This window comes from Kitasatospora sp. NPDC038210, from assembly GCF_055600605.1.
Genome location: NZ_JBVJYK010000051.1, coordinates 1 through 24,409 on the forward strand (window position 1 = coordinate 1; position 24,409 = coordinate 24,409).

Annotated in this window: 29 protein-coding genes; 11 read left to right on the plus strand and 18 right to left on the minus strand. The window is 75.0% G+C overall.

All coding sequences use genetic code 11. The annotated features are described in order from the left end of the window. Window positions 1–126: 126 nt before the first annotated feature. Window positions 127–801: a response regulator transcription factor gene (locus tag ACZ7KX_RS41460; RefSeq protein WP_470331126.1), complete on the minus strand. Its 675-nt coding sequence runs from the start codon at window positions 799–801 to the stop codon at window positions 127–129. Between the two features lie 158 nt (window positions 802–959). Here ACZ7KX_RS41460 and ACZ7KX_RS41465 point away from each other — a divergent pair, with 158 nt between their 5' ends. Beyond that, a complete protein-coding gene (locus ACZ7KX_RS41465; protein ID WP_470331127.1) occupies window positions 960–1,580 on the plus strand; it encodes a M15 family metallopeptidase in 621 nt (206 codons plus the stop codon). 11 nt (window positions 1,581–1,591) lie between these two features. Then, a complete protein-coding gene (locus tag ACZ7KX_RS41470) occupies window positions 1,592–2,608 on the plus strand; it encodes an endonuclease/exonuclease/phosphatase family protein (RefSeq protein WP_470331128.1) in 1,017 nt (338 codons plus the stop codon). 195 nt (window positions 2,609–2,803) lie between these two features. On the opposite strand, the gene ACZ7KX_RS41475 is transcribed toward ACZ7KX_RS41470, so the two are convergent. The 4 genes from ACZ7KX_RS41475 to ACZ7KX_RS41490 form a co-directional block, all read right to left on the minus strand. Beyond that, the gene (locus tag ACZ7KX_RS41475) at window positions 2,804–3,829 is read right to left on the minus strand and encodes a hypothetical protein (RefSeq protein WP_470331129.1); all 1,026 of its coding nucleotides are present in this window, start codon (window positions 3,827–3,829) and stop codon (window positions 2,804–2,806) included. Continuing rightward, window positions 3,826–4,692: a hypothetical protein gene (locus ACZ7KX_RS41480; protein WP_470331130.1), complete on the minus strand. Its 867-nt coding sequence runs from the start codon at window positions 4,690–4,692 to the stop codon at window positions 3,826–3,828. The genes ACZ7KX_RS41475 and ACZ7KX_RS41480 overlap by 4 nt, the downstream gene beginning before the upstream one ends. Continuing rightward, window positions 4,689–5,573: a hypothetical protein gene (locus ACZ7KX_RS41485; RefSeq protein ID WP_470331131.1), complete on the minus strand. Its 885-nt coding sequence runs from the start codon at window positions 5,571–5,573 to the stop codon at window positions 4,689–4,691. The genes ACZ7KX_RS41480 and ACZ7KX_RS41485 overlap by 4 nt, the downstream gene beginning before the upstream one ends. 74 nt (window positions 5,574–5,647) lie before the next feature. Continuing rightward, the gene (locus ACZ7KX_RS41490; RefSeq protein ID WP_470331132.1) at window positions 5,648–6,538 is read right to left on the minus strand and encodes a hypothetical protein; all 891 of its coding nucleotides are present in this window, start codon (window positions 6,536–6,538) and stop codon (window positions 5,648–5,650) included. Window positions 6,539–6,770: 232 nt separating this feature from the next. On the opposite strand from ACZ7KX_RS41490, the gene ACZ7KX_RS41495 reads away from it, so the two are divergent. After that, on the plus strand, window positions 6,771–7,205 hold the full coding sequence (locus ACZ7KX_RS41495) for a hypothetical protein (RefSeq protein WP_470331133.1): 435 nt from the start codon (window positions 6,771–6,773) through the stop codon (window positions 7,203–7,205). Window positions 7,206–7,304: 99 nt separating this feature from the next. On the opposite strand, the gene ACZ7KX_RS41500 is transcribed toward ACZ7KX_RS41495, so the two are convergent. After that, on the minus strand, window positions 7,305–8,288 hold the full coding sequence (locus ACZ7KX_RS41500) for a helix-turn-helix transcriptional regulator (protein WP_470331134.1): 984 nt from the start codon (window positions 8,286–8,288) through the stop codon (window positions 7,305–7,307). Between the two features lie 225 nt (window positions 8,289–8,513). On the opposite strand from ACZ7KX_RS41500, the gene ACZ7KX_RS41505 reads away from it, so the two are divergent. Together ACZ7KX_RS41505 and ACZ7KX_RS41510 are read left to right on the plus strand one after the other, a co-directional pair. After that, window positions 8,514–9,650, plus strand: coding sequence for an alpha/beta hydrolase (locus ACZ7KX_RS41505; protein ID WP_470331135.1), 1,137 nt, complete (start codon window positions 8,514–8,516; stop codon window positions 9,648–9,650). A 44-nt stretch (window positions 9,651–9,694) separates the two neighbouring features. Further along, window positions 9,695–10,804 carry an RICIN domain-containing protein gene (locus ACZ7KX_RS41510; protein WP_470331136.1) on the plus strand — a complete coding sequence of 370 codons (1,110 nt, stop codon included), beginning with the start codon at window positions 9,695–9,697 and terminating at the stop codon, window positions 10,802–10,804. Between the two features lie 34 nt (window positions 10,805–10,838). On the opposite strand, the gene ACZ7KX_RS41515 is transcribed toward ACZ7KX_RS41510, so the two are convergent. Both ACZ7KX_RS41515 and ACZ7KX_RS41520 read right to left on the minus strand, forming a co-directional pair. Next, entirely contained in the window at window positions 10,839–11,249 is a 411-nt protein-coding gene (locus tag ACZ7KX_RS41515) for a hypothetical protein (RefSeq protein WP_470331137.1), read from the minus strand. Window positions 11,250–11,271: 22 nt separating this feature from the next. Then, window positions 11,272–11,793: a peptidylprolyl isomerase gene (locus ACZ7KX_RS41520; protein WP_470331138.1), complete on the minus strand. Its 522-nt coding sequence runs from the start codon at window positions 11,791–11,793 to the stop codon at window positions 11,272–11,274. Between the two features lie 165 nt (window positions 11,794–11,958). On the opposite strand from ACZ7KX_RS41520, the gene ACZ7KX_RS41525 reads away from it, so the two are divergent. The 3 genes from ACZ7KX_RS41525 to ACZ7KX_RS41535 all read left to right on the plus strand — a co-directional run bounded on the left by ACZ7KX_RS41525 (window position 11,959) and on the right by ACZ7KX_RS41535 (window position 13,481). Beyond that, entirely contained in the window at window positions 11,959–12,153 is a 195-nt protein-coding gene (locus tag ACZ7KX_RS41525) for a hypothetical protein (protein WP_470331156.1), read from the plus strand. Window positions 12,154–12,157: 4 nt separating this feature from the next. Continuing rightward, entirely contained in the window at window positions 12,158–12,436 is a 279-nt protein-coding gene (locus tag ACZ7KX_RS41530; RefSeq protein WP_470331139.1) for a hypothetical protein, read from the plus strand. Window positions 12,437–12,527: 91 nt separating this feature from the next. Then, the gene (locus tag ACZ7KX_RS41535) at window positions 12,528–13,481 is read left to right on the plus strand and encodes an NAD-dependent epimerase/dehydratase family protein (RefSeq protein WP_470331140.1); all 954 of its coding nucleotides are present in this window, start codon (window positions 12,528–12,530) and stop codon (window positions 13,479–13,481) included. Between the two features lie 7 nt (window positions 13,482–13,488). Here ACZ7KX_RS41535 and ACZ7KX_RS41540 read toward each other — a convergent pair whose 3' ends face one another. Further along, window positions 13,489–13,818, minus strand: a complete 330-nt coding sequence (locus tag ACZ7KX_RS41540) for a DUF1330 domain-containing protein (RefSeq protein WP_470331141.1) — start codon at window positions 13,816–13,818, stop codon at window positions 13,489–13,491. A gap of 176 nt (window positions 13,819–13,994) precedes the next feature. On the opposite strand from ACZ7KX_RS41540, the gene ACZ7KX_RS41545 reads away from it, so the two are divergent. Then, the gene (locus tag ACZ7KX_RS41545) at window positions 13,995–14,564 is read left to right on the plus strand and encodes a hypothetical protein (protein WP_470331142.1); all 570 of its coding nucleotides are present in this window, start codon (window positions 13,995–13,997) and stop codon (window positions 14,562–14,564) included. 143 nt (window positions 14,565–14,707) lie between these two features. Beyond that, complete coding sequence (locus ACZ7KX_RS41550; protein ID WP_470331143.1) at window positions 14,708–16,498, plus strand: glycoside hydrolase family 35 protein; 1,791 nt, start codon at window positions 14,708–14,710, stop codon at window positions 16,496–16,498. 40 nt (window positions 16,499–16,538) lie between these two features. Here ACZ7KX_RS41550 and ACZ7KX_RS41555 read toward each other — a convergent pair whose 3' ends face one another. The 9 genes from ACZ7KX_RS41555 to ACZ7KX_RS41595 form a co-directional block, all read right to left on the minus strand. Next, window positions 16,539–17,342 carry a DUF4253 domain-containing protein gene (locus ACZ7KX_RS41555; protein WP_470331144.1) on the minus strand — a complete coding sequence of 268 codons (804 nt, stop codon included), beginning with the start codon at window positions 17,340–17,342 and terminating at the stop codon, window positions 16,539–16,541. A 121-nt stretch (window positions 17,343–17,463) separates the two neighbouring features. Further along, window positions 17,464–18,474: an aldo/keto reductase gene (locus ACZ7KX_RS41560; RefSeq protein WP_470331145.1), complete on the minus strand. Its 1,011-nt coding sequence runs from the start codon at window positions 18,472–18,474 to the stop codon at window positions 17,464–17,466. Between the two features lie 117 nt (window positions 18,475–18,591). Next, window positions 18,592–19,035 carry a hypothetical protein gene (locus ACZ7KX_RS41565; RefSeq protein WP_470331146.1) on the minus strand — a complete coding sequence of 148 codons (444 nt, stop codon included), beginning with the start codon at window positions 19,033–19,035 and terminating at the stop codon, window positions 18,592–18,594. 468 nt (window positions 19,036–19,503) lie between these two features. Beyond that, entirely contained in the window at window positions 19,504–19,917 is a 414-nt protein-coding gene (locus ACZ7KX_RS41570) for a hypothetical protein (protein WP_350519481.1), read from the minus strand. Between the two features lie 88 nt (window positions 19,918–20,005). Next, on the minus strand, window positions 20,006–20,791 hold the full coding sequence (locus ACZ7KX_RS41575; protein ID WP_470331147.1) for a helix-turn-helix domain-containing protein: 786 nt from the start codon (window positions 20,789–20,791) through the stop codon (window positions 20,006–20,008). A gap of 19 nt (window positions 20,792–20,810) precedes the next feature. Continuing rightward, complete coding sequence (locus ACZ7KX_RS41580; protein WP_470331148.1) at window positions 20,811–21,056, minus strand: hypothetical protein; 246 nt, start codon at window positions 21,054–21,056, stop codon at window positions 20,811–20,813. 493 nt (window positions 21,057–21,549) lie between these two features. After that, the gene (locus ACZ7KX_RS41585; RefSeq protein WP_470331149.1) at window positions 21,550–22,674 is read right to left on the minus strand and encodes a hypothetical protein; all 1,125 of its coding nucleotides are present in this window, start codon (window positions 22,672–22,674) and stop codon (window positions 21,550–21,552) included. Between the two features lie 86 nt (window positions 22,675–22,760). Continuing rightward, complete coding sequence (locus ACZ7KX_RS41590) at window positions 22,761–23,327, minus strand: hypothetical protein (protein ID WP_470331150.1); 567 nt, start codon at window positions 23,325–23,327, stop codon at window positions 22,761–22,763. A 17-nt stretch (window positions 23,328–23,344) separates the two neighbouring features. Then, complete coding sequence (locus ACZ7KX_RS41595) at window positions 23,345–23,803, minus strand: ATP-binding protein (protein WP_470331151.1); 459 nt, start codon at window positions 23,801–23,803, stop codon at window positions 23,345–23,347. A 137-nt stretch (window positions 23,804–23,940) separates the two neighbouring features. Here ACZ7KX_RS41595 and ACZ7KX_RS41600 point away from each other — a divergent pair. Further along, the coding region (locus tag ACZ7KX_RS41600; RefSeq protein ID WP_470331152.1) for a helix-turn-helix domain-containing protein at window positions 23,941–24,409 on the plus strand (469 nt) is incomplete at its 3' end.

Below are 24,409 nucleotides of genomic sequence, written 5' to 3' on the forward strand. Positions count from 1 at the left end.
AACGTCCTCTGGGCCCTGATCCGTGACAGACGGTGCTACCACGTCACACCGCCAGCGACCGAGACGGCTTGACAAACAACATTAGGAAGCGGGGGCGGGGGCCGGGCCGGGGGCCGGGGCGGGTGGTCATCGGGGGGTGTCCTCGTCGCCGAGGCGGTAGCCGACGCCGGGCACGGTCTGGATCAGCCAGGGGTCGCCGAGGCGTTTGCGCAGGCCGGAGATGGTGATGCGGACGGCGTTGGTGAAGGGGTCGGCGTTCTCGTCCCAGGCGCGTTCCAGCAGGTCCTCGGCGCTGATGACGCCGCCGCGGGCCGTCATCAGGACCTCCAGGACGGCGAACTGCTTGCGGGAGAGGGCGACGTAGCGGCCGTCGCGGTAGACCTCGCGGCGGAACGGGTCCAGGCGCAGTCCGGCGTACTCCAGGACGGGCGGAGCGGCCTGGGCCGGGCGGCGGGCCAGTGAGCGCAGCCGGACGACGAGTTCGGGCAGGTCGAAGGGCTTGGTGAGGTAGTCGTCGGCGCCGAGCTCGAAGCCGGCGACCTTCTCGTTCAGGCGGGCGGCGGCGGTGAGCATCAGGACGCGGCAGCCCAGGCCGCGTTCGACGATGCTGCGGCAGACGTCGTCGCCGTGGGTGCCGGGGATGTCCCGGTCGAGGACGACGACGTCGTAGGCGTGGACGGCCAGGCGTTCCAGCGCGGCGTCGCCGTCGGTGACGATGTCGCAGGCGATCGCCTCCAGCCGCAGTCCGGCCTGGACCGCCTCGGCGAGGTAGATCTCGTCCTCCACCACCAGGACCCGCACGTGCCGTTCTCCCGCCTGTCTGTGTCGTTCGTCCCCCCATTGGACCCGATGGGGGCTATCGAAAACGTATCGGCCTGCGCAGACGTCCTCGCAACACCGTGCCCCGTCGAATGGTCCGGCAACGGACGAAGGACCACGAGGGACATCGGGAGGCAGGGATGGACGCGGTGCGCAGGACGGCACCCGGGCGGAGGGCCCGGGGCGGGCGGCGGACGGCGGCGGGGGCCGGGGCGGCGGCGGTGCTGGTGCTGGCCGGCGCGTGTGCCGCCGACCAGCCGGGCACCGGGGCCGCGCTGCGGACCCTGGCGGCCACCGTCGGCGTGACCCCCTCCCCGGCGGGGACGGCGGCGGACGGGGCGATCCCCGACGGCACGACGCTGAGCCCCTTCGACGACGGGGCCCCGGCCGTGCGCAACCTCGACAAGCCGCTGCTGGAGGCCCTGCGGCGGGCGGCCGGCGACGCGCGGGAGCGGGGCGTGGAGATGACCGTGACGTCCGGCTGGCGCAGCAAGGCCTACCAGCAGCGGCTGCTGGACCGGGCGGTGGCCAGGTACGGGAGCGTGGAGCAGGCCCGGCAGTTCGTCAACACGCCGGAGAAGTCCGCGCACGTCACGGGCAAGGCGGTGGACGTCGGCCCGACCGCTGCCGACGACTGGCTGATCCGCAACGGCGCCCGGTACGGGCTGTGCCAGGTGTACGCCAACGAGATGTGGCACTTCGAGCTGCTCACCGCGCCGGGCGGGACGTGCCCGGCGCAGCTGCCGGACGCCGCCGGGTGAGGGGGCACGTGGTGTCCGCCGGTGCGGATGCGACCGCCGGTGCGCCCGAGGGCGTGGAGCGGTCGGTGCCCCGGTGGCGGTCGGTGCCCCGGTGGCGGCGCGGGCGGGTGCCCGCCGTGCTGGGGCTGCTCACCGCGCTCGCCCTGGGCGGCCACCGGCTGGTGCCGGATCTGGGCGTCGGCCTGGGGAGCCTGTGGGAGAGCGCCCTGCCCTGGGGTGCCCTGGTGGCGGTCGCGGTGCTGCTGTGCGCGGTGCTGCGCCGGGCACCGGCGGCGGCCTGCGCGGGCGCGGTGGCGGCGGCGGTGTGGGCGGTGCTGTTCGGACCGCTGCTGCTGTCCGGCGGGGCGGCGGCGAGCGGTGCGCCGGCGGGCGGGGTGCCGGCCGGCGGGGCGGGCCTGACCGTGGTCACCCACAACGTGAACGCCCACAACCCGGACCCGGCCGGCACCGCCCGTGCACTGCTCGCCGTCCACCCGGACCTGGTCGCGCTGGAGGAGGTCACCGACACCGCCCTGCCCGCCTACCAGGGCGTGCTGGACGGAGCGCTGCCCCACCACACCCGCAGCGGCACCGTCGCGCTGTGGAGCCGCTACCCGGTGACGGAGGCGCGGCGGCTGGTCATCGACCCGGGCTGGAACCGCTCCCTGCGGGCCGAAGTCCAGGCCCCCGGCGGGCCGTTGGCCGTCTACGTCGCCCATCTGGCCTCGGTGCGGGTGACCGCCGCCGGCTTCACCACCGGGCACCGCGACCGCGACCTCGCCGCGCTCGGCAGCGCGCTGGACGGGGAGCCGCTGCGCCGGGTCCTGCTGCTGGGCGATCTCAACACCGCCGCCGACGACCGCGCCCTCGCCCCGCTCACCGGCCGCCTCGCCCCCGCCCGTACCGGTCTCGGCTTCACCTGGCCGGCGGCCTTCCCGCTGGCCCGCATCGACCACGTCCTCACCCGCGGCCTGCCGGCCGCCGCCACCTGGACCCTGCCCGCCACCGCCAGTGACCACCTGCCCCTGGCGGCGAGGTTCGGGGTGTAGGGCTCGCCTGCAGACCCCCGTCGGGCCGGGGCGACGCTCCCCGGCCCGGCGGCCGGGAGGACGACCGGGGTCCGGAGACGGGCCCTGGCGGTGGAGACGGGCCCCGGCGGCTCCTCCTCCCCTCCGGGAAGTCGGGCGGGCCGACTTCCCGCGCACGCCGGGCCCACGCCGGGCCGGGCACGGCCTGCCCGGTGGTCAGGCCAGCAGGTCGGACTGGAGGGTGACGACCTGGCGGAACGGGGCGCTGGGGATGCCACCGGGGTTGGTCATGGTGACGACGGCCAGGATGTCGGCGGCCGAGAGGTAGGCGACGCGGGCGGTGGGGTTGCCCTTGGCGGCGGTCGCGGTGGACTCCAGGGCGGTCAGCTCGACGCCGGGGACGTCGGCCCAGTCGTGGTGGTCGGTGGACTTCGTGTCGGCGGCCGCCTTGGGACGGCCCTTGGAGCGCAGCGAGGTGTAGGTGTCCCAGGACTCGCCGGCGGAGCCGAAGCGCAGCAGCCGGATCTGGGTGCGGGTGCCGTCGGAGGCCGTCCACTCCCGGACGGTGGCCGCGCGGCAGGCGTTCTGCAGGAGCAGTTCGCGCAGCTTGGCCGGGTCCTGCTGCTCGGCGAGGATCGCGTCGCAGGGCACCCAGCCCGCGACGGCCGTGGCGGCCGTGGCGGCGGGGGTCGCGGGGGTCGCGGGCTCGGACGCCGACGCCGACGCCGACGGGGATGCCGGGGCGGTGGGGCTCGCCGCCGGGGCCGGGAAGGTCGGCGCGGTCACCGAGCCGCCGGCCTCCTTGGGGGCGGGCAGCAGCAGGTGCCGCAGGTCCGCGTAGTGGAGGGACTTGCCCTTGCCGTCCGGTGCCGCCTTGCCGGAGGGCAGCGGCGGCAGGGCCAGCGGCGGGAAGGTGTAGCGGCCGTCGCCCGCGGTGGCCAGGCCCGGGATGTCGGTGCGCTCGGGGGCGGTGACGGCCAGGGCGGTGCCGGTGCCGGCGAGGGCGAACACCAGGGCGGCGCAGCCCCAGCGCACCGCGGCCTTGCGGCGGCGGGCCCGGTGGGCGAGCTCTTCCGCGACGGCTTCCGGGGTCGGGGCGGGCTGGGTGAACTCGACGGCCCCGATGGCGGTTTCGGCGCCGTAAGCGGGCGGCGGCGGCGCGGAGGGAACCGGCGGCGCGGGCGTCCCGGACGGCGGGAGCGGGTCCGAGGCGGGCTGCGGCGGAGTGGCGTGGTCGGTCATACGGCGGCTCCGGGGCGGGCGAGGCGGTCGAGCTGCAGGGTGAAGAGAGCGACGATCTTGTCCTTGGGCAGCGGTGCCACGCCCTCGGCGTTCATGACGACCAGCAGGTCGCCCTCGGCGGCCGAGCACTCCAGGTAGTCGATCGGCGCGGACGGCGGCGCCGGCATCAGGTAGCAGTGCGCCTCGGGGTGGCCCGGGATCGACGGGCCGATCCGGAACAGGCCGGTGTCCCCGGTGAAGACCGCGGTGTACTCGTTGATCCGCTGCACTTCCTGCTGGTTGAACTGGCGCAGCTTCAGGCCGATCACCAGGTCGTCCCCGCCGGCGAGGTAGGAGCGCACGCCGGTGGCCTTGACGTGCAGGCCCTCCCAGTAGGAGCGCAGCTTGTCGCGCTTCTCCTTGGGGACCTGCTGGAGCTCGGCGTCCAGCTGGGCGGCCAGCTGCTCGCCGTTCAGCTCGGTGTCGTTGCCGTAGACGCCGTCGTCCGGCCCGGGTTCGTATCCGGCCGGGACGGGCAGCAGCAGGTCGCGCAGCGAGCCGAAGTGGCTGCCGTTGGACTTGGCGCCGTACGGGGTGGCGGTCGCGCTCGGGGTGGGAGCGGTGGACGGCGCGGCGGCGGTGGCCGGGGCCGGGTCGTCGTACTGGGTCTTGATGATGCCGACGCCGATGGCCACGCCGACCAGCGCGGCCGCGACCGTCGCGGCACCGGCGCGCAGCAGCAGGCGGGTGGCGGGGTTCGGCGCAGCGGCGGGGGCCTGCACTGCGGCGGTCGGGGTGGCGGGGCTCGGGGCCTCGGCGGGCTGCCCGGCGGCGGGCGGCTGCTCGGGCTCGGCCGGGTTCGCGGTCACGGTGTCGTCGTTCATGCGAGGCGCTCCCACTGCCGCTTGGCGAGGTCCTTGAGGACGTCGGCGCTCACCTGCTGGGTGCCGAAGACCTCGATCGTCATCTGCAAGGAGCCGCGCTTGGCGACGGCCTCGCCGTAGTAGTACTGGTCGGTGCTCTCGGCCCAGTGGCGGGGTGCGGTCTCCACCTTGTAGCCGCCGTTGGCGCCGTCGGCGAACGGCACCCAGCTGGAGGACTTCGCCTCGTCGGCGTGGTCCGCCGTGTACTGGATCAGCGCGACGCGGTAGCGGACGTCGTCCTTCTTCCAGTCCACCTCGGCCGCGCGCCGGAAGCCGCGCGAGGCGAGGTCCCGGAACGCGAAGGCCGCGTCGCCGCTGTGCTCGGCGATCTCGCCGATCGAGGTCCAGCTGGGCTTGTCCGGGTTGTCGCCCCAGGGGACGCTGCCGTCGGGCGCGGTGATCAGCAGCTTGGTCAGGTCGCCGTCGATGGCCAGCGGCGCGGGCTGCTCGGCGGCGAGGGCGGCCGGGTCGACCGTCCCGGCCGGGTAGGACGGGCGCGCGACCTGCAGCGGCGGCAGCGGCGTGGGCGGGCGCTGGGCCTGCACGGCGTAGCCGACGCCGCCGCCGGCCAGGGTGCCGAGCACCAGGGCGCAGGTCGCCAGCAGCACCGGGCGGGGGCGGCGCGGGGTGCGGGGGGTGCGCGCGGGGCCGGTCTCCAGCAGGTCGCCCGGCCCGGCGACGGACGGATCGTCGGCGAACGGCCCGGCGGTGGACGGCCCGGCGGCCCACGGGTCGGCGGCGGGCGGGACGGCGGCTGCGGGTGCGGGCGGCGCGGGCGGGACGGGCGGCGCGGGCGGTGCGGCGGGCACGGCGGGTACCGGCTCCGCGGGTTCGGTGGTCACGGAAGTGGCTCCAGAGGAGGAGGGGAGGGTGGCGTCGGAGGTCGGGCGGCGGCGCGCGCGTGGGCGCGCGGGGCTCAGCCGCCCGAGGCGAGCCAGTCGCGCTGGCGCTTCATCAGCTCGCTCAGCAGCGCCTTGTCCGGCGTGCCCTTCACGTCGACGTCGACCGTGTACTGGACGTCTCCCTGGCTGGCGATGCCGGTCATCGAGCCGGTGTACGCCTGCTGCTTGGGCTTCTTCAGGTAGCCGCGGGCGTCGGGGAGGCCGTCGATGTCGATCGGGTCCTGGGACTTGACCGTGTAGCCCTTGACGAAGTCGGTCGCCATCCCGCTCGAACCGAAGTGCAGCAGGGTGACGGTCACCTGGACCTTGCCGTCGGCCGTCCGGTACATCCGGGTCGCGCCCTCCTTGTAGCCGTAGGAGGCGAGGATGTCCTTGATGCCGTCCTGCTTGCCGAAGATGTCGGCGACGTCCTCGTCGGTCATGGTCATCCCGTCCACGGGCCCGTACGACTCGCCGCCGGCGGGGATCGGGAGCAGGAAGTAGCGCAGGTCGCCCGCGTGCTTGCCGCCGCTGACCGTGCCCTTGACGGTGCTGACCGGGGCCGGCACCGAGGGGACGGCGGTCGGCACCGGGACGGGCTCGGCGGTGGGCGACGGGCTCGCGGTGGCGCTCGCGCTCGCCGTCGGGGCGGCGGTGACGGCGGGGGCGGCGGCGGCCGGGTGGCTGTCGGGCTTGCCGACGGCGACGGTCACCGCGGCGCTGGCCGCGGTGACGGCGAGCAGGCCGGCGGTGGCCAGCGCGACGCCGACGGCACGCGGCAGCCGGCGCGCGGACGGCTGCGCCTCGGCGGGCGGCTCCTCGGCAGGAGCCGGCGCGGGCATCGGCACGGGCGCCGACGCGGGCACGGGCGGCTGGGCCGGTGCCGGAGGTTCTGCGGCGGCGCTCTCGTTCTCGGGCTCGGACAAGGGACTCCCCCAGGGAAAGAATGCGGATTCCCACGCGCGGGGTCCCTCGTGGGAACCGCTCCCCCAGTGGGTTCTCCGGACCGTCCGTCACGCGTGTCAGCAGGAATTATGAGAGTCACCTGACAGCGCTGCCAACAAAATCAATCACCGCACTCTCCCCCAATGCCCGACGAACCGGACACGTCGTGATCCAACCGCAACGGGCCGCAGGCCGTGTGACGACCTCGCGGCCGTGGTGTTCGCGGCGGCTCAGGCCACTGACACCGTCCGCACCCGGGCGCACGAGCCGCGCGGCGTGTCGGCCGTGGTGACGCACTGCCGGGTCACCGGTCAGAAGCCGGTGGAGGGCGGCGGGCTGGGCGACCGGACGTACGGCTGCACCTACCGGTGGAGTGCGGACGGGCGGGAGTTCAGCGAGGAACGCCCGGTCGACGCCCCCTTCCCGGACGGCCACGAGACCCGGGTCCGGCTGGAGGACGACGGGCGGATGGTCACCGGCCGGCCGAGCCTGCTGTCGGTCCCCTTCTGGATCGCCCTGGCCCTGGCCGGCCTGGCCGCCGCGCGCGCCTTCGCCGTCCACCTGGCCGAGTGGACGAGGGACGCGGACCCGTGGGGCGAGCGGCGGGCCGCGGCCCGATCGCGGACGGGACCCGCCTCGATCCCATGAGCCGGGGCGGGCACGGGAGTTGACCACCGCGCCGGCCGAACCATCCGAACTGCCTGGACCATCCGACCGAACCGCCCGAACCGCGGCCCCGGCCCCGGCTCACAGCCACCCCCGGCGGGCCGCCTGGACGCCGGCCTGGAAGCGGGTGGTGGCGCCCAGGTGGGCGAGCAGGGTGGAGACCCGGCGCACCACGGTGCGCCGGCCCAGGCCCAGGCGGCGGGCGATGGCGTCGTCGGTGGCGCCGCTCGCCATCAGGGTGAGGATGCGCCGGTCGCGTTCGTCGATGCGCAGGTCGACGCCGGCCACGCTGGCCGGCACCGCCAGGCGCCACAGGGTCTCGAAGACGCCGGCCATGGCGTGCAGCAGGCCGGAGGGGCGGATCAGCAGGGAGACCACGCCGGGGCGGTCGTCGGCGGGCAGGGTGACGATGGCGAGGTCGTCGTCGGCGATGGCGAGCTTGAGCGGCGGCTCGTCCAGGGTGCGGGCCTGCTCCCCCGCCTCCACCATGCGCGCCATGTTGGGCCCGGCCACCGGGTCCTCGAACGCGCAGCCCTGGTAGATGGCGCGGTAGACGACGCCCGCGGCCATCCGGCGGCGCTGCAGGACCTCCTGGTCGGCGTAGTGGGCGCTGTTGCCGGAGTACGGCGGCACGTCGATGACCCGCACCTGGTGACGGGCCACCAGCTGCAGGCGGCGGCTGGCGGCGAGCACCTCGGCGGGGTCCTCGACGACCTCCAGCGCGCCGTAGCTGCCGGTGTCGCGCCGGGCGAAGCGGTAGAGGCGCTCCAGTTCGGCGCCGGCCCGGCGGGCGGTGGCCTGGCGCAGCGCGTCGCGCTGCAGCACCGCCTCGACGACCCGGCCGGGCGGCAGCGCCTCCCAGGCGTGGTCGCGGTCGTCGGCGCTGCCGGCGGTGTCGAAGGCGACCGCGACGCCTTCGTCCGCGAGGTCGCGCAGGACGGCGAGGACGGTGTCCTCGTCCAGGCCGGTGCCGTGTGCCAGGTCGGCGACGCGGGCGCGCGGGCGTCCGACCAGGCAGCGGTAGACGCGGCCGCGTTCGGTGTCCGGTTCCAGGACGTCGTGCACGATCCACCCCCCGGTCGTCGTGTCCTGCCGCCCGGCCGTACCGGGTGGCCGGGGGAGCCTACCCGGGCGGGTGGCCCACATGCGCCAGTGGCCCAGGTGCGCCGCCGGGGGATCTGGCGCGGAGGCGGCCCGCGTGGCGAGAGTTGTCGATGTTCAGACACCCCCTGTGGGACGGACCGTCAGGACAGCCCGCCACCACCGACCGTCGAAGGCCGAGGACGACCCATGACCCCAGCCCGGCTCCTGCCCGCCCGGCGGCACCGCGCCCGGACGGCCGTCGCCGCCCTGGCCGCCGGCCTGCTGCTGCTCGCCGCGCCCGCGGCCGCCGGCGCGCCGAGTGCTGCCGATCCCGCCGCCCGCTCGCAGGCCGCGGACCCCGCCGGGCCGCCGCCGCTGACGGACGGCTTCGGACTGACCCAGGTCGCCGCCGCCACCGGCAGCGCCACCGACTTCGTCATCACCGTCACCACGCCCCAGGTCTCCGGGCAGCACGCCATCCGGATCCTGCTGCCCGCCGACTACGCGCAGCACCCCGAGCGGCGCTACCCGGTGCTGTACTTCCTGCACGGCGCCTCGGACGGCCCGAACGACCCGGCGCTGGCCTACCCCGCGCTGACCGCCGCACAGTCGATGATCACGGTCATCCCGGACGGCGGCCTGCGCGGCTGGTACACCGACTGGCTCGACCAGGGCACCGCCGCCGGCGCGCAGAACTGGGAGACCTTCCACCTGAACCAGGTCCTCCCCTTCGTCGACGCCAACCTGCGCACCCGCACCGACCGCGCCCACCGGGCCGTCGGCGGCCTGTCCATGGGCGGCTTCGGCGCCCTGCACTACGCCCAGGACCGCCCCGAGCTGTTCGGCCAGGTCCTCACCATGTCCGGCGCCAACGACCTGTCCACCGACGAGATGATCCTGCGCGGCGCCGTCGTCGCCATGCTGACCAACGCCGGCACCGTGCTGTGCGGCCCCAGCGACGGCCACCCCTGCGGCTTCGACTACGGGCCCACCGTCTCCAGCGACGCGATCTTCGGCACCCCGTACCCGGTGTTCAACGCCGACTGGCGCTGGAACGCCGCCGACCCGGCCTCCCGGCTGGCCCTGCTCGCCCACACCGGCATCGCCGTCTACACCGGCAACGGCAACGGCAACCCCGCCGACATGGAGTTCTGGGCCGAGGGCACCGCCAAGCGCGTCAAGGACCGCCTGGACGCCCTCAAGCTGCCGTACCACTACGTCGACTACGGCGACGGCACCGGCTGGGGCGCCGACTGCCACGGCGGCCACACCGCGGGCTGCTGGGCGCAGGACCTCGTGGACTACGTCCCGCGCCTGGAGGCGGCCTTCGCCGCCGCGCCCTGAGCCCGCCGTTCCGCTCTCCCCCTCCCTACGAAAGGACACCCTCCTTGCCCACCACCACGACCCCCGGCCGTACGGCGCCCTGGCTGCGCCTGCTCGCGGCCTTCCTGGTGACCTGTTGCGCCGCCCTGGGCCTGGCCGCCGCGCCCGCCCACGCCGCCGCGCCGGCCCCCGCGCCCGCCCCGGCCCCGGCCGCCGCCTGCGCCTCGCCGCAGCAGTGCCTGACCATCAAGTCGCTCAGCAACGGACGCCAGCTGGACGTCCAGAACGGCAACACCGGCGACGGCGTCTACGTCGTCACCAACTCCGCGCCCGGCTACCACCAGTCCTGGCGGCTGAACGTGGACACCTCCGACTACACCTTCACCATCGTCAACAACGACACCGGCAAGTGCATCGACCTGGCCTCCTGGTTCGTCCCGGCCCTGCGCCAGCAGACCTGCGCCGGGCAGGCCAGCCAGCGCTGGTTCCTGCAGCCGGCGCCCGGCGGCGGCGACGCCTTCATGATCCGCCACGCGGGCGACAGCACCTGTCTGGACCTGCTCAGCGGCGCCCAGTACGACGACGCCTGGACCGACCAGTACGCCTGCAACGGCACCATCAACCAGCAGTGGGCCACCGGCTTCCCGCAGGCCGCCCGCGCCCTGGCCGTCGACCACGCCGCCAAGCAGTGCCAGAAGGACGCCTCCACCTGCTCGTGGGCCGTCCAGAGCGAGGCCCCGGCCGCGCCGCTGCCCCGGATCTGCTCCTCCGCGGTCTGGTTCAACAACACCAGCGGCACCGTCCAGCAGACCTTCGCGGTGAACGACACCAGCGGCTGGTCGAGCACCATCGGCAGCACGCTGAGCTCCACGATCTCCGGCGGCACCCCGGGCGTGTTTACCGCGGCCGTCACGTCCTCCATCACGTTCACCAACGTCTGGAACGGCTCGCGCAGCGTCAACAACGCCGTCAACGTCACCGTCCCGACCCAGCAGTACGGCTGGGTGACGCTCGCCGAGGTCGCCCGCAAGGTGACCGGCTCCTGGACCTTCGACGCCCACGGCATCCCGTGGACCGCCGACGACACCATCACCATCCCGGTGACCTCCGACCCCAACGCCGGGCCGACCCTCTACGTCGCCAACACCAGCCCGACGTTCACCAGCTGCAGCTGACGCCGCACCCGTCCTCCGTCGGCCGCCGCCCGCACTACGGGCGGCGGCCGTCCGCGTCCTCCCCGGGACCGCCGCCCTCCCGGGCCAGGGCCTCGCGCGCGGCCAGGCGTCCGGCCACCCGGAAGGAGTGCTCGCGCGAGTCGATCTCGTGCACGACGGTGAAGCGCACCACCACCGCCAGCGCCACGGTCCGTCCCGGCGCCCGCTCGGCCAGTTCCTCGCGCACCCCCTCGGCCAGCGCCGCGTGGAACAGCGCCAGGTAGTGCGGGTCGGAGTCGCCGCGCACCGTGGCGTCCGGCGCCACCTCCAGGCGTACGCCCTCCTCCCGCGGCTCGAAGTCCACGGTGACGATGGCCACGTCGCAGGGGCAGCCGGTCTGGCGGACGTAGCGGGCCTGCACCCCGCGGATCGGGTGCGACGGGAAGCCCTGCGGTGCGACGCTCATCGGGGTCCTCGGGTCCTCGGGCTCAGGACCAGGTGATCTCGACCGACTCGATCACCACGTCCTGCACCGGGCGCTCGCCCTCGGTGGGGGCGGCGGCGATCGCGTCCACCACGGCCTTGGACGCCGCGTCGGCGACCTGGCCGAAGATGGTGTGCTTGCGGTTGAGGTGGGTGGGGGTGCCCACCGTGACGAAGAACTGCGAACCGTTGGTGCCCGGGCCGGAGTTGGCCATGGCCAGCAGGTACGGCTTGGTGAAGAACAGCTCCGGGTGGAACTCGTCGGCGAAGGCGTAGCCCGGACCGCCGGTGCCCGTGCCGGTCGGGTCGCCGCCCTGGATCATGAAGCCCGCGATCACCCGGTGGAAGAGCGTGCCGTCGTAGTACGGGCCGCTGCCCGGCTCGCCGGTGCGCGGGTCGGTGTACTCGCGGGTGCCTTCGGCGAGTTCGGCGAAGTTGCGGACCGTCTTCGGCGCGTGGAACGGGAACAGTTCCAGGCGGATCGGGCCCGCCGTGGTGTGCAGGGTGGCGAAGCGGGCGGTGGCCACGGGTGACTCCTCGGGTGCGGTGGACGCGTGGGGCGGATCGGGGGGACCGGCTACGGCATCCTGGCACAGCCTCGGGGTTCGCGGCCGAACCGGGTGGAAGGATCCGCACGTGGGACGTATCGGAGGGGTACGACGGTCGTACGGAGTGAAGGGCAGGTGGCCGAGATGGTCGGTGCGGTGCTGATCGGGATCCTGGTGCTGGTCGTCGCCGGGTGCGTGTGCGTGGTGTGGGCCGACCGGGGCGGGCCGGCGTGGACGCGCGTGGTCGCGACCCTCACGGTCCGTGCCGGGGAGGCGCTGCGCGTCCTCCTGCGCAACTGGCCCCGGAAGAGCAACAACAGCGGCGGCGGCGGTGACTGAGGCGATGGCGGACGACGACGCGCGGCTGCGGGCCGTGTTCGAAGCGGTGCTGGCCTCCACCCTGGCCGGGCGGGGGGTGCCGGACTGCCTGGGCCTGGACATGGAGACCGGCGACGCGCTGTGGGCGATCGAGTGCGCCCGCCCGGACGTGCCGCCGGAGCTGGTCGCGGCGGCCCGGCGCGCCTTCGAGGGACAGCTGGACGGCAGCAGCGCGGCCCGGGAGCGCGAGCGCATCGCCCGCCGACTGGCTGAGCGGCGCGACGGACTGACGGCTGACGGCTGACGGCCCGTACGGCCCGGCCGCTGGCGGAGCGTCAGTCGCCCTGCCTCCACCCGCGCGACGCGCCCGCCGGGGCGCCGATAGGGTGGGGCCGGTGAGCTTCCATCTCGTCGTCGGACACGGGCCCGCCGGGGCCGCCACCGCCCGCCTGCTGGCCGAACAGGGCCACGAGGTCCGGGTCGCCACCCGCTCCGGCCGCCCCGCCCAGCAGCCCGTGGAGGGCGTCGAGCACCTCGCCCTCGACGCGAGCGACCCGGCCGCCCTCGCCGCCGCCGCCCGCGGCGCCGCCGCCATCCACGGCTGCGCCGCGCCGCCGCTGCCGCAGTGGGCCGCACGCTGGCCCGCCCTGTCCGCCTCGCTGTGCGCGGCGGCCGAGGACAGCGGCGCGGTCCTCGTCATGCTCGGCAACCTGTACGGCTACGGGCCGCAGCCCGACCCCACCCGCCCCCTGACCGAGGACCTGCCGCTCGCCGCGACCGGCCCCAAGGGCCGGGTACGGGCGGCCGCCTGGGAGCAGGCACGGGCGCTGCACGAGGCCGGGCGGATCCGGGCGGTGGAGGTCCGCGCCTCCGACTTCTTCGGCCCCGGCGTCACCGACGGCGGCCACCTGGCGGCGCGCGCGATGCCGGGCCTGCTCAAGGGCCGCCCCGTCGCCGTCCTCGGCGACCCGGACGCCCCGCACAGCTGGACTTACCTGCCGGACGTGGCACGGGCGCTGGCCGAGGTCGCGGGCGACGAACGGGCCTGGGGCCGGGCCTGGCACGTGCCCACCGCCCCCGCCGCGTCGGTGCGGGCGATGGTCGGGCACCTGGCCGCCGAGGCCGGCACCGCCCCCGTCGCGGTACGCCGCCTGTCCCCCGTCCTGCTGGGCGCGGCCGGCCTGTTCTCCCCCCTGCTGCGCGAACTGCGCGAGACCCGCTACCAGTTCGACCGGCCGTTCGTCATGGACTCCGCCGACTACGAGACCGTGTTCGAGGTCCGGGCGACGCCACTGGAGGAGCAGGTCAAGGCGACCGTCACGTGGTGGCGTGAACGACTGGCTTCCTGACGGAACGTCAGTGCTTGAGCGAGTCCGCGCCGCGGTAGCCGTCACCCGGCACACCCTCGACCAGGATGGCATCGGCGACCATGTGCCGGGTGCGCAGCGGCAGGATCTCCTGGTAGGCGGGCGACCGCCACCAGGCGCGGGCCCGCTCCATGTCGGGGAACTCGATGACGATCGTGCCGCCCGTCCCCCAACGCCCCTCCACCGTCTCGGACGGGCCGCCGTGGACGATGAAGCGGCCGCCGAACGGGTCGAGGGTGGCGTCGATGCGCTCCAGGTACTCGACGATGTCGGGGCCGAACTCGACCGAGTGGACCTGGGCGATCGCGTAGGCGGTCATTGAGACTCCTGAGGGCGTCGTGGGCGTTCCGTCTGACGTCCCCGACAGTAGGGCGCGGCGGGCATGGGCCGCATCAGTCACGTATCGGTAGGGGTACCGGCCTGGGTGCCGGTCCTGACGCCTCGTGTAGCATCCGCGCAGCTCACAGGCGTGACCATGCGGACGGATGAGGAAGAGTGCAGAGGACAGCCGACGACGGCCCCGAGGGCAGGGCCGAGAACGACAGGACGACGCGGCGTCGGCGAACCCTCGCCCTGGCGGCCGGGCTGTGTGTGCTGGGCGCGGCCGGGATCGGCGGGACGCTCCTGCTGACGGGGTCGCCGGCCCCGGCGGCGCCCGGCTCGGCGGCCACCTCGGTCCCCTCCCCCTCCGCATCCCCGTCGGCCGAGGCACCGGCACCGGCACCTACTGAGACGCCCGCGGACGCACTGACGACGGACGGCCCCGGCGCCGGGGCCGGGGCCACCGCCACGCCCGAGGCCCCGGCCACCCAGCCGGCCCGGCCCCGAACCACGGCCGCCCCGGCGCCCGAGGCCCCGGCCCCGCCACCGCCCACCCGGAAGCAGCCGGCGGCCCCCGCCCCCAAACCCTCACTCGGCTCGACCATCCCGCCCAGGCCGGTGCTCACCCTGCCGCCCGTGCCCACCTCCTGCCCGCCCGGACAGGCCGCTTCCTGGGACGGCTGCCACCCGCTCGGCCCGGCCGTCCCCCTCGGCCCGACCAACCCACCCGCCACACCCCGCTGAACCCCACCGCCGCGACTCGATCACACGCCGAGCCCCGCCCTGCCGGACGTGCCGGACGTGCCGGGGGATGGTCGGCCGGGGAGGCGGGTTCCTCGCTAGGCTCGGGTGGGCCGGGGTCTCCTTCTGGGAAACGGGGTGTGCGCATGCTCGGGTACGACGCGGACGGGTTCGTGCGGGACGGGGTGGCGCACCGGGTGGTGGCCGGGGCGGTGCACTACTTCCGCATCCACCCCGACCTGTGGGAGGACCGGCTGCGGCGGGTGCGGGCACTGGGGGTGAACACCGTGGACACCTACGTGGCGTGGAACTTCCACGAACTGCCCGGCGGCCGGGTGGACTTCACCGGCTGGCGGGACGTGGCGCGGTTCGTGCGGCTGGCCGGGGACATGGGGCTGGACGTGATCCTGCGCCCCGGCCCGTACATCTGCGCGGAGTGGGAGTTCGGCGGGCTGCCGGCCCGGCTGCTGGCGGTGGACGGGCTGCGGCTGCGCTGCGCGGACCCGGCGTACCTGGCCGAGGTGGACGGCTGGTTCGACACGCTGGTGCCCGAGGTGCTGCCGTTGCTGGCGAGCCGGGGCGGGCCGGTGGTGGCGGTGCAGGTGGAGAACGAGTACGGCAGCTACGGCGACGACACCGCGTACCTGCGGCACCTGCGCGACGGGCTGGTGCGGCGCGGCGTGGACTGCCTGCTGTTCACCACCGACGGCGCCCACGACACCATGCAGCAGGGCGGCGCCCTGCCCGGACACCTGGCCACCGTGACCTTCGGCTCGCGCGCCCCCGAGCGCCTGGCGGTGCTGCGCCGCCACCAGCCCGAAGGGCCGCTGACCGCCATGGAGTTCTGGATCGGCTGGTTCGACCAGTGGGGCCTGCCCCACCACGTGCGCGACGCCAAGGAGACCGCGGCCTCGCTGGACGAACTGCTGGCCACCGGCGCCTCGGTCAGCCTCTACATGGCGCACGGCGGCACCAACTTCGGCCTGTGGTCCGGCGCCAACCACGCCGGCGCGCATCCGCTGGACGCCGGCTACGAGCCGACCGTCACCAGCTACGACTACGACGCGCCGATCGGCGAGGCCGGCGAGCTGACCGAGAAGTTCCACGCCCTGCGCGAGGTCATCGGCCGCTACGTCCGGCTGCCGGAGGGCGAACTGCCCGCCCCCGCACCCCGGGTGGCGCCGCAGCGCCTGGAGCGGGCGCAGGGGCGGGCGGCGCTGCTGGCGGAGCTGGACGCGCTGTCGCAACCGGTGGAGCGGGCCGCGCCGCTGCCCATGGAGCAGCTCGGGCAGTCCCTGGGCCTGATCCACTACCGCACCCGGGTGCCCGGCCCACGCCCCGAACTGCCGCTGCGCATCGACGGGTTGGCCGACCGGGCGCAGGTCTTCGCGGACGGCCGCCCGCTGGGCACCCTCGACCGCAACTCCCCCGGCACGACGCTGGAACTGGCCACCGGGGAGGACGGGGTCACGCTGGACATCCTGGTCGAGGCGCTGGGCCGGGTGAACTACGGCCCGAACATGGACGACCGCAAGGGCATCACGCGCGGCGTCTCGCACGGCGGCCAGCGGCTGTTCGGCTGGCAGATCCGGCCGCTGCCGCTGACGGACCTGTCCGCGCTGCGCTTCCCCCAGGACACCCCGGCCCGGAACGGCGAGCCGGTGTTCCACCGCTTCACCGCCGAACTGCCCTCCCCCGCCGACGCGTTCGTCGCCCTGCCCGGCTGGGGGCGCGGCCTGCTGTGGCTCAACGGCTTCCTGCTCGGCCGCTACAGCGCCGCCGGCCCCCAGCGCACCCTGTACGCCCCGGCGCCGCTGTGGCGGGCAGGCGGCAACGAGCTGGTCGTGCTGGAGCTCGAACACCACGGCGAGGCGCTGGAGTTGCGCGACCACCCGGACCTCGGGCCGACCGCGGCGGCCCCCAGCGCCGAGTACTGAACCCCGGCGGCGCCCGCCGGACCCGGCCCGCGCGGTCGGGTCAGTCCCACCAGAAGGACCACCGGTGGGCGCCCACCAGCTGCTCGGCGTACTCGGTGAGACTGCCGGTGCCCTGGAAGACCAGGTCGGGGCAGAGCGAGGTGTGCTCGGCGGCCAGCGGGAGCGCCTCGGCGAGCGTGGCGGGCGGCACGGGGACGCTCAGCTCCAGGGTGTCGAAGCCGACTTCGACGACCCGGGCGCCGAAGCGGCGCTCCCAGTCGGCGAGCACGGCGGCGACCTGGGCGATGTCGTCCACGTGGTTCACCGGCCCGCCCCAGCCGCACACCGCCAGCGCCTCGGCGCCGCCGCCGGCCCGCACCAGGCCCAGGCGGACGTCCTTGACGGACTGCAGCACGTCGGCAAGCTCTTGAGCTTCGCCGCCCGCCACCCCCTCGGGCACGTCGGCGGCGGGCGCGGTGCCGGGCCAGGTGAACCCGTAGGGGGCCAGGGCCTCGGCCAGTTCCCCGTCCTCCTCGTAGCCGCCCGCCTCGCCGGTCTCCCACCAGCTGCGCAGCAGCGCGGCCGGGTCGTACAACTCGGGTATCGCGGCGTCGGTGGGGTACAGCTCGCCGGACAGCCACGGCCGGTAGTCGGCGTCGCCGCGGTCCAGCGGGCTGAGCAGCAGCGGCCACAGCCCGCTCTGCGGGTGCGCGTGGTGCAGCTGCGCCCACAGCCCGGCGGGGGCGGGGGCGTCGCTGATCCACAGCAGCGGCTCCCGGCCGTCGTCGGCGCCGACGAGGCGGCCGGGCGGCAGGGGGACGGTCAGGTCGGCGAGGGCGGCGGCGAGGTCCGGGTGCTGCGTCATGGCGCCCACCGTAGGAGCGGTCACCGACAATCCGGACGGGTGCGGGCGGGCAGGCGCCCGCGCCGCAGACCTGACCCCCGCGCGGTGGACCGAAACGGCCGAATCGGCCGAAAGCCGCTGATCAGGCCCAGGGCAGTTCCGAGCGGGTGCGCCAGTACGCCTCGGCCGGCTCGGCCATGCCGTCGAGGGCCGCGAGGTCCTGCGGGGTCAGCCGGGCGTCGGCGGCGGTGAGGTTGGAGGCGAGCTGGTCGAGGGTGGCGGCGCCGGACAGGACGATGTCGGCCCAGGGCTGGGCGGCGGCCGCGGCCAGGGCGAGGGCGTCGGGGGCGGTGGCGGTGCGGTCGGCGAGGGTGCGCAGGGCGGCGGTGTCGGGGCCGGTGGCGTTGCGGCCGGCCAGGCGGCCGTTGGCCATGCCTTCCTTGACCACGACGAGCCAGCCGGCCGCGTGGGCCTCGGCGAGGGCGGGGGCGGCGGAGGTCTCCAGCAGGTTCCAGGTGGCCTGGACGGCGGTGAACAGCGGGCGGCCGGCCACGGTGACGGCGAGGGCCTCGCGGATGGTGTCGCCCTGGGCGGGGCCGCTGGTGGACAGGCCCACCCGCACGCCGTCGGCGGCGAGCGCGGCCAGCCGTTCGTGCAGGTCGGGGTCGGTGAGGGCGGGGCTGCCGGGGACGACGGAGTGGACGAGGTAGACGTCGAGGCGGTCGCCGAGCAGGGCGCGGGTCTCGCGGACCTGGCGGTCGAAGACCGCCGTCGAGTGCTCCTTGACCTCGTGCGCGGCCACCCCGGCGGCCTGCCAGCCGGCCGTGTAGGTGTAGCCCCACTTGCTGCCGACCGTCACCTCGGCCGCCGCCCCGGGGTGTTCGTCCAGCCACTGGGCGAGGAACTCCTCGCCGCGGCCGTAGGAGCGGGCGGTGTCGAGGTAGCGCACCCCGGCGGCGTACGCGGCGTCGAGCAGGGCGTGGGTGCGCTCACGCAGTGCCTCGACGGTGCGGTCGGCGGGCAGGTCCGTGTCGCGCCCGAGGGTGATGTAGCCGGGCCGGCCGACGGCGGCGGTGCCCAGTCCCAGGCGCGCGGGCTGCGGACGGGCTGCCTGCGGGCGGGTGGGGGCTCCGGCGGTGGGGTCGGTCGGCATGGCGTGCTCTCCTCGGGCGCGACGGGTTCTCACCTGGGACTCTAGTCGTGCCCGATCATCCGCCGAACGGCGATCACGTCCGGTCGTCATCCGTCGGCGGCCGCGCCCGGTCGGCCGTCAGATCGCCCACCGCACGGGGTGCCACGGGGAGGAGACGCGCCCGGACCCCGGACCGGGCACCAGACCGGGCACCGAGCCGGACGCCGAACCGGGTGCCGAACCGGCTGCCGGGCCGAGCGGCTGATCCAGGCGCAGCACGAAGTTGACGTAGTCCAGCGGCTTGCCCGGCCAGTGGCAGTCGTTGCTGATGAGCAGCTGGCTGCGCACGCCGTCGCGTTCGGTGACCGGCCCGGGGGTGGTGCGCAGGTTGGGCCGCCAGCCGCCCTCCCACGAGTGGTGTTCCAGGGACAGCGTCCAGCTCTCCCCGTCGACCTGCAGCGCCGCGCCGACGCGCCCGGCCAGCACCCGGGAGCCGTGCGGGCCGCGTACGACCGCCCGCTGGTCGAAGTCGGCGCTGCGCCCGATGACGGTGATCCGCCACGCGCCGTGGTACCTGAGCATGCCCGCCTCCTGACGCCGGGTCGGGCGCCTCCTCCGGCGGGTGGCGCCCGTCCACGTCTACGGCCCGGGGCCGCCGCCCGGCTCACCCGGGCGCGGACCGGCCTTCCGGCCGCGTGGCGTCCCCGCCCCCTCGGCGGACCGGCCGCCGGCCACGGCCCCGCGGCTCGCACACCCGTCGTGAGCTGCTAGTGTTCCTCCTGTTGCGAGGGGACTGACCCCTCGCCAGGCGTCAGCGGTGCTACCAGAGCACGCCCTACTTTCAGTAGGGAGAGTCCGTGCGATCCGGGCCTGGCGCTCCATCGTCGGACGGGGTCCGGCACCCATCGGGGTGCCGGACCCCGTCCGCGTTTCTGCGGCCGGGGGCGGGGGCGGGGGCGGGCGCGCCGCAGGCCGCCGCGTGCCCCACCGGGGCGGCGAGCCGGTCGGCACGGTCCCGCGGCCCGACCGCCCGTGCGCACCCGGTCCCGGTCAGGCCGTCGCCCGGGCGGCGAGGGCGCGGAGCTGGACGTGGACGGCGGCGGGTTCGGTGCCGGTGAGGGCGGCGACCTGTACGGCGGTCAGGTCGAGGACCAGGTGCAGCAGCAGGACGTCCTGCTGCGCGGCGGTGAGGTGGGCGACCGGCCCGAACGGCCGCGGTCCGGCCAGGGTGCGGACCCTGCGGCGCACCGCCTGCCAGGCGCACGCGGCCGGGCTGGCGGTGGCCAGGGCGTCGAGCCAGTGCCCGCCGAGTTCCTCGAAGGCGTCGCGCACGACCAGTTGTGCGTCGGCGGCCGGCAGGATCAGGGCGGTGTAGTCGAGGTAGTGGCGCAGGTGGAGGTCGTGCAGCGCCCACAGGCCCAGGGTCGGTCCGCGGGCGGCCGCTGTGCGGGGTGGTGTCGGCATGGTGGTGTCCCGAGGTGTCCCGAGGTGGCGCGGTTGGGTGCCGGTCCGCGGACGGAGCGCGGGTGGCGCGCTCCGTCCGCGGACCCGGTCACACGGGCACCGGCGGGCTGTCGTCGGTGCCTTCGCGGCCCGCCGCGGCGCGGGGGCCGGGGTCGTCGGGCCGTTCGGCGGCGAGGCTGTTGCGCAGCGTCACCCACAGCCGGAACAGGATCTCCGTCGAGGTGCCGCCGCTGGAGGACTGCATGGCCCGGGCGAACTCGCTGTGGTGCATGCGGGAGTTGACCGGGACGGGCGTGCGGGCGTTGTTGGTCCGTTCCCAGGCCGCCGCCCACAGCACGCGGCGGACCTCCCTGACCTCGCAGGCCTCCATGTAGGCGAGGAACACGGGTTTGTGCAGCGGGGCCTCGCCCTTGAGGACCAGGGCCAGCGTGCTGGCGGGCAGGCGTCTGCCCCTGCCGCGGGCCCGGCGGTCCAGTTCCCGCAGGGAGGGCCAGTCGGCCTTGCGCCGCATCTCGTGCATGGCCTGGCGCAGGTCAGCGAAGGAGTCGACCTGCTCGGGGTCGACCCGCCGCGGCGCCCGCAGCCGCCGACTCCCCGAGGGGCGGGGCACGTGGGCCCAGTAGTTGGCCTGGGCCCACTTGCGCCGGGCTGTCTTGAGATCTCCGCCGCATTCGCGGGCGACGGCCTCGACGACCTTCCAGCTCGGCACGGAGCGCCCGCTGGCGGCCCGCTGCAGGGTGGTGGCGTGGTAGTTGGTCCGATCGGCGAGCTGCCGGTACGTCAGGTCGGCTCGTTCGCGCTGCTCGCGCAGCCATGCGGCCAGCCGGCCCAGTGCCGGTTCGGCCGCCTCGATCGGTTTCTCGCGGCGTCCCATCGCAGGCGGGCGCTTTCCGCTAGGCCCGCTCCCGTCGCCGTCCGGCGGCCAGCAGCCAGCCTCCGGTGGCCAGTTCGAGTGCCGCTCCGGCCGACATGCCGGTCGCCACCAGCGCGGCCGCCAGGACGACCGTCACCACGACCACGACGACGACCGAGGCCGGCTCGCCGAGCGCGGACGGCCGGGGCAGGCGGGGGCGGCGCGCGGGTTTCGGGGTGCCGGCCGCGCAGTGGATGCGGGCACGCCGGTTCCGTTTCCTCGTCATCGAGGATCCTCCTATATCACTGTCCACTCCAACGGACGGGCACTTCGCGCGGTTGGCGTCGCTCGGGGTGCCCGGTGGCGTAACACTCTGTCAGGCGTACGGGTGATTCCCAATCGGTTCGGTGAACATCGCGCGGATTGATGCGCGGCGGTCCCGGCCCCCGCCCGCAATCTCGGCAACGCCGTACCAGAAAGGGGCAGTTCAGCGATTTGAAACCGGATATTGATGTGCGTTCGTGCAGCGTCCACTTGTAAGCCGTCCTGGCCGGATGTGACGATCTGCAGCGGCGTCACCCGGACCTGCGGGTCCGGAACCCGGGGGGCGCTGTTCACTCCAACATCTCGGGAACATCGGCAACGGGCCGTGTTGGCGCATGGGCCCGCCCGGACAGCAGAGACCGCCCGGCCCTTGGTGGCCCGAGGCGGTCTCTCTGCATTCGTGGCAGCCGCTTGCACGGGAAGTCGACCGCGCCGACTTCCCGTACAACAGGCCCTCAGGGGGCTGGCGCGGGCGCGGGCGGCTCGCCGGTGCTCCCGGCCGGGTCCGCGGCGGGGGCTCCGATCGCGGCCCGTACCGTGCCGTGGTGTTCGCGCGGGGTGCCGAGCTTCTCGCTGCCCCACATCACGGCGGGCCCGATGAGGGCGGTGAGCGCGGCCGGCGCGACCATCGAGGCGGGGAGGTCGGCGGCCGTCGCGACGCCGACGATGACCACCGCCGCGACGCTGCCCGCGAGGACGACCGCGCGGTCGTGCCGGCTCTCCCGGGCGGTGACCAGGTCAGCCGGTGTCTCGGGAAGGTCCGCCTCGTCCAGCAGGCCCATCCACCGGCCCTGCACCGACCGGTCGAGCAGGGTGGCCACCAGCCGGGCCAGCCGGGGCACCGCCTCCGGCCCGTCCCGCAGGGCGTTCGACATCTCCCGCTCCAGGGCCTGCTGTACCCCGGCGATGTGCGGGCGCAGCGCGTTGCGCCGCTGCTCACGGTCGACGCCGTAGGTGGCGAACCAGCCCAGGCGGTTGGCGTGGCGGGTCACGTGCCGGTCGAGTTCGAGCAGCGGGATCGTCCCGGCGGCGGCTTCATGGCACTTCCGGAGGAGCCGCGCGAGGTCGACGGCCGAGGTGAGCGGAAGACTCTCACCGACCCGCCGCCGGTAGAGGAACATCGAACGGTAGACCCACAGCACGGCCGCGCTGCCCAGCCCGGCGCAGAAGGAGAAGGTCAGCAGCGTGTTCCTCCGGAGGAACACCGCGTCCTCCGAACTGCTCGGGTGCACGGTAAGGAAGAGGCCGGTCAGGGCGAATGTCGCGACCAGCGCCGCGGGGAGCAGGACGAAGACCAGGAGCCAGACCTCGATACCCCAGGACCGCCGGATCCCCTGGCCCCAGTGCTCCTGCAGCGTCGCCGGGGCCGTGCCCACCGGAGCGTGCAGGTCACAGCCGTACCCGTCGATGTCGGCCGCGCTCGGGACGACGGACCTCGGCAGGCGGCCGGCGATCTGCGGCGGGATCCACCACCCCTTCCACAGGTCCGGGATGTCCAACAGCATCATGACGGGCCGGTAGAGCACCCCCGCCACGAACGGCGGGACCGACAGCAGCACCAGCGACTCGACCCACCGCACGCACGGCCCCCGTTTCCGATCCGGACTTGATCGTGGAAGTGCCTACCACCGGGAGCGCGTTGGGAATCCCGCGCGGCCGGTCCGGCTCACGGGCGGGTGGTGTGGGCCGCGCGGGTGCGGCAGTGGGAGAGGGCGAGCTTGAGGCGGGTGTCCGGGCAGGGAACGGCGGTGAGGAGTTCGCCGGCGGAGACCAGGACGGTCCAGTAGCGGGCCGGGTCGCCGGTGCGGGGCAGCGGGTGGGCGGCGGCCAGGGAGAGGTAGGCGGCGGTCAGGTTGCCGGTGGTGAACCAGCGGGCCAGGCCGTGCCGGTGGCCGGTGCGGATGCCGCCCATGGCGTCGATCGCGGCGAGGAAGAGGTCGATGACGGCCCGGTCCCGGGAGTCGAGGACGGCCGGCACGTCGAACACGCCCAGGGCTTCCAGGAGTTCGCCCGTGTCGGCCTCGGCGTTCGGGCGGGGGTGGGGCGGGGCGAACAGGGCGTCGCGGCACTCGTCGAGCCGGCGGGCCGTTTCGACGGCCGGGATGTCGAGCGCGGCGCAGACCGCGCGGGCGCAGCGCTCGGGCTCGCCGGTGCGGCGGGCGAGGGCGGCGTAGGCCTCGGCGGGGGTATGGCCGGCAGTGAGGAGGTGCCGGGCGGTGAGGGCGAGTCGCATGAGGAGGTGCCTCCGGTTCAGACCGCGACGGCGGCGGGCGCGAGGGCGGGGACGGAGGCGTCGTCGGGATCGGGCGCGACCAGCACCCAGACGAACTTGCCGATCCCACCGGAGCGCGGACAGCAACCCCAGCGCTCGGCCAGCTCGTTGACGAGGAACAGGCCCCGCCCGCACTCGTCGTCCGGCGAAGCGGCGCGCAGGGAGGGGCGGCCCGAGCCGGCGTCGTGGACCTCGATGCGCAGCCGGTCCCCGACCACGGAGAAGCGGACCTCGACCAGCCGGTCCGCGGGCGCGTCGGAGTGCCAGACGGCGTTGGCGAACAGCTCGCAGAGCAGCAGTTCGGCGGTGTCGGCGTAGCAGTCGCCGCAGGGCAGCGCGGCGAGGTAGGCGCGCAGGAAGTGGCGGGCGAACGGGGCGGAGTCCGTACGGGAGTCCAGCCGGGCGGCGAACGGGCGGGGGCGGTGGGACACGGGCATGGCGAAGTACCTCGGGGGGCGGAAGGGGGGCGTGCGAAAGGAGCGCGGTGTCACGCTGTGCAAGCAAAAGATCGCGTTCCGGTATCAATGATCGGCGCCCGGAGGTACGGTGATGGCCGAAATCAGGTACCAGGCACATGTTGGTACGTCAGGGGGCTGCTGTGGCACACCGGCGAATCAAGCGGGAATTGACAGCCAGTTCGGCTCAACTGTTCGGCGAGGAGCTGCGGTTCTACCGGGAGCGGGCCAAGGTCACGCAGGAAGAGCTGGGCAGGCTGCTGCACTGCAGCCGGACGGTCATCACCCGCTACGAAAGCGGCCAGCGGCGCATGCCACCGGCGCTGGTGGAGAAGGCTGATGAACTGCTCCACGCGGGTGGAGCGCTGATCCGACTCTGGGGCCGCGTCGACTGGAACGCGCAGGCCGAGCATCCGGATTGGTTCCAGAGTCACGTCGACATGGAGTCTGAAGCCTTGGCTGCCAGGATCTTTCAGCTGGCTGTAGTGCACGGGCTTCTGCAGTGTCGCGAATACGCGGAAGCAGTATTTGCCATCAGTGATGCGGCTGGAAAACGTGACGTGATCCGGGAGCGGACAGTAGCCCGTC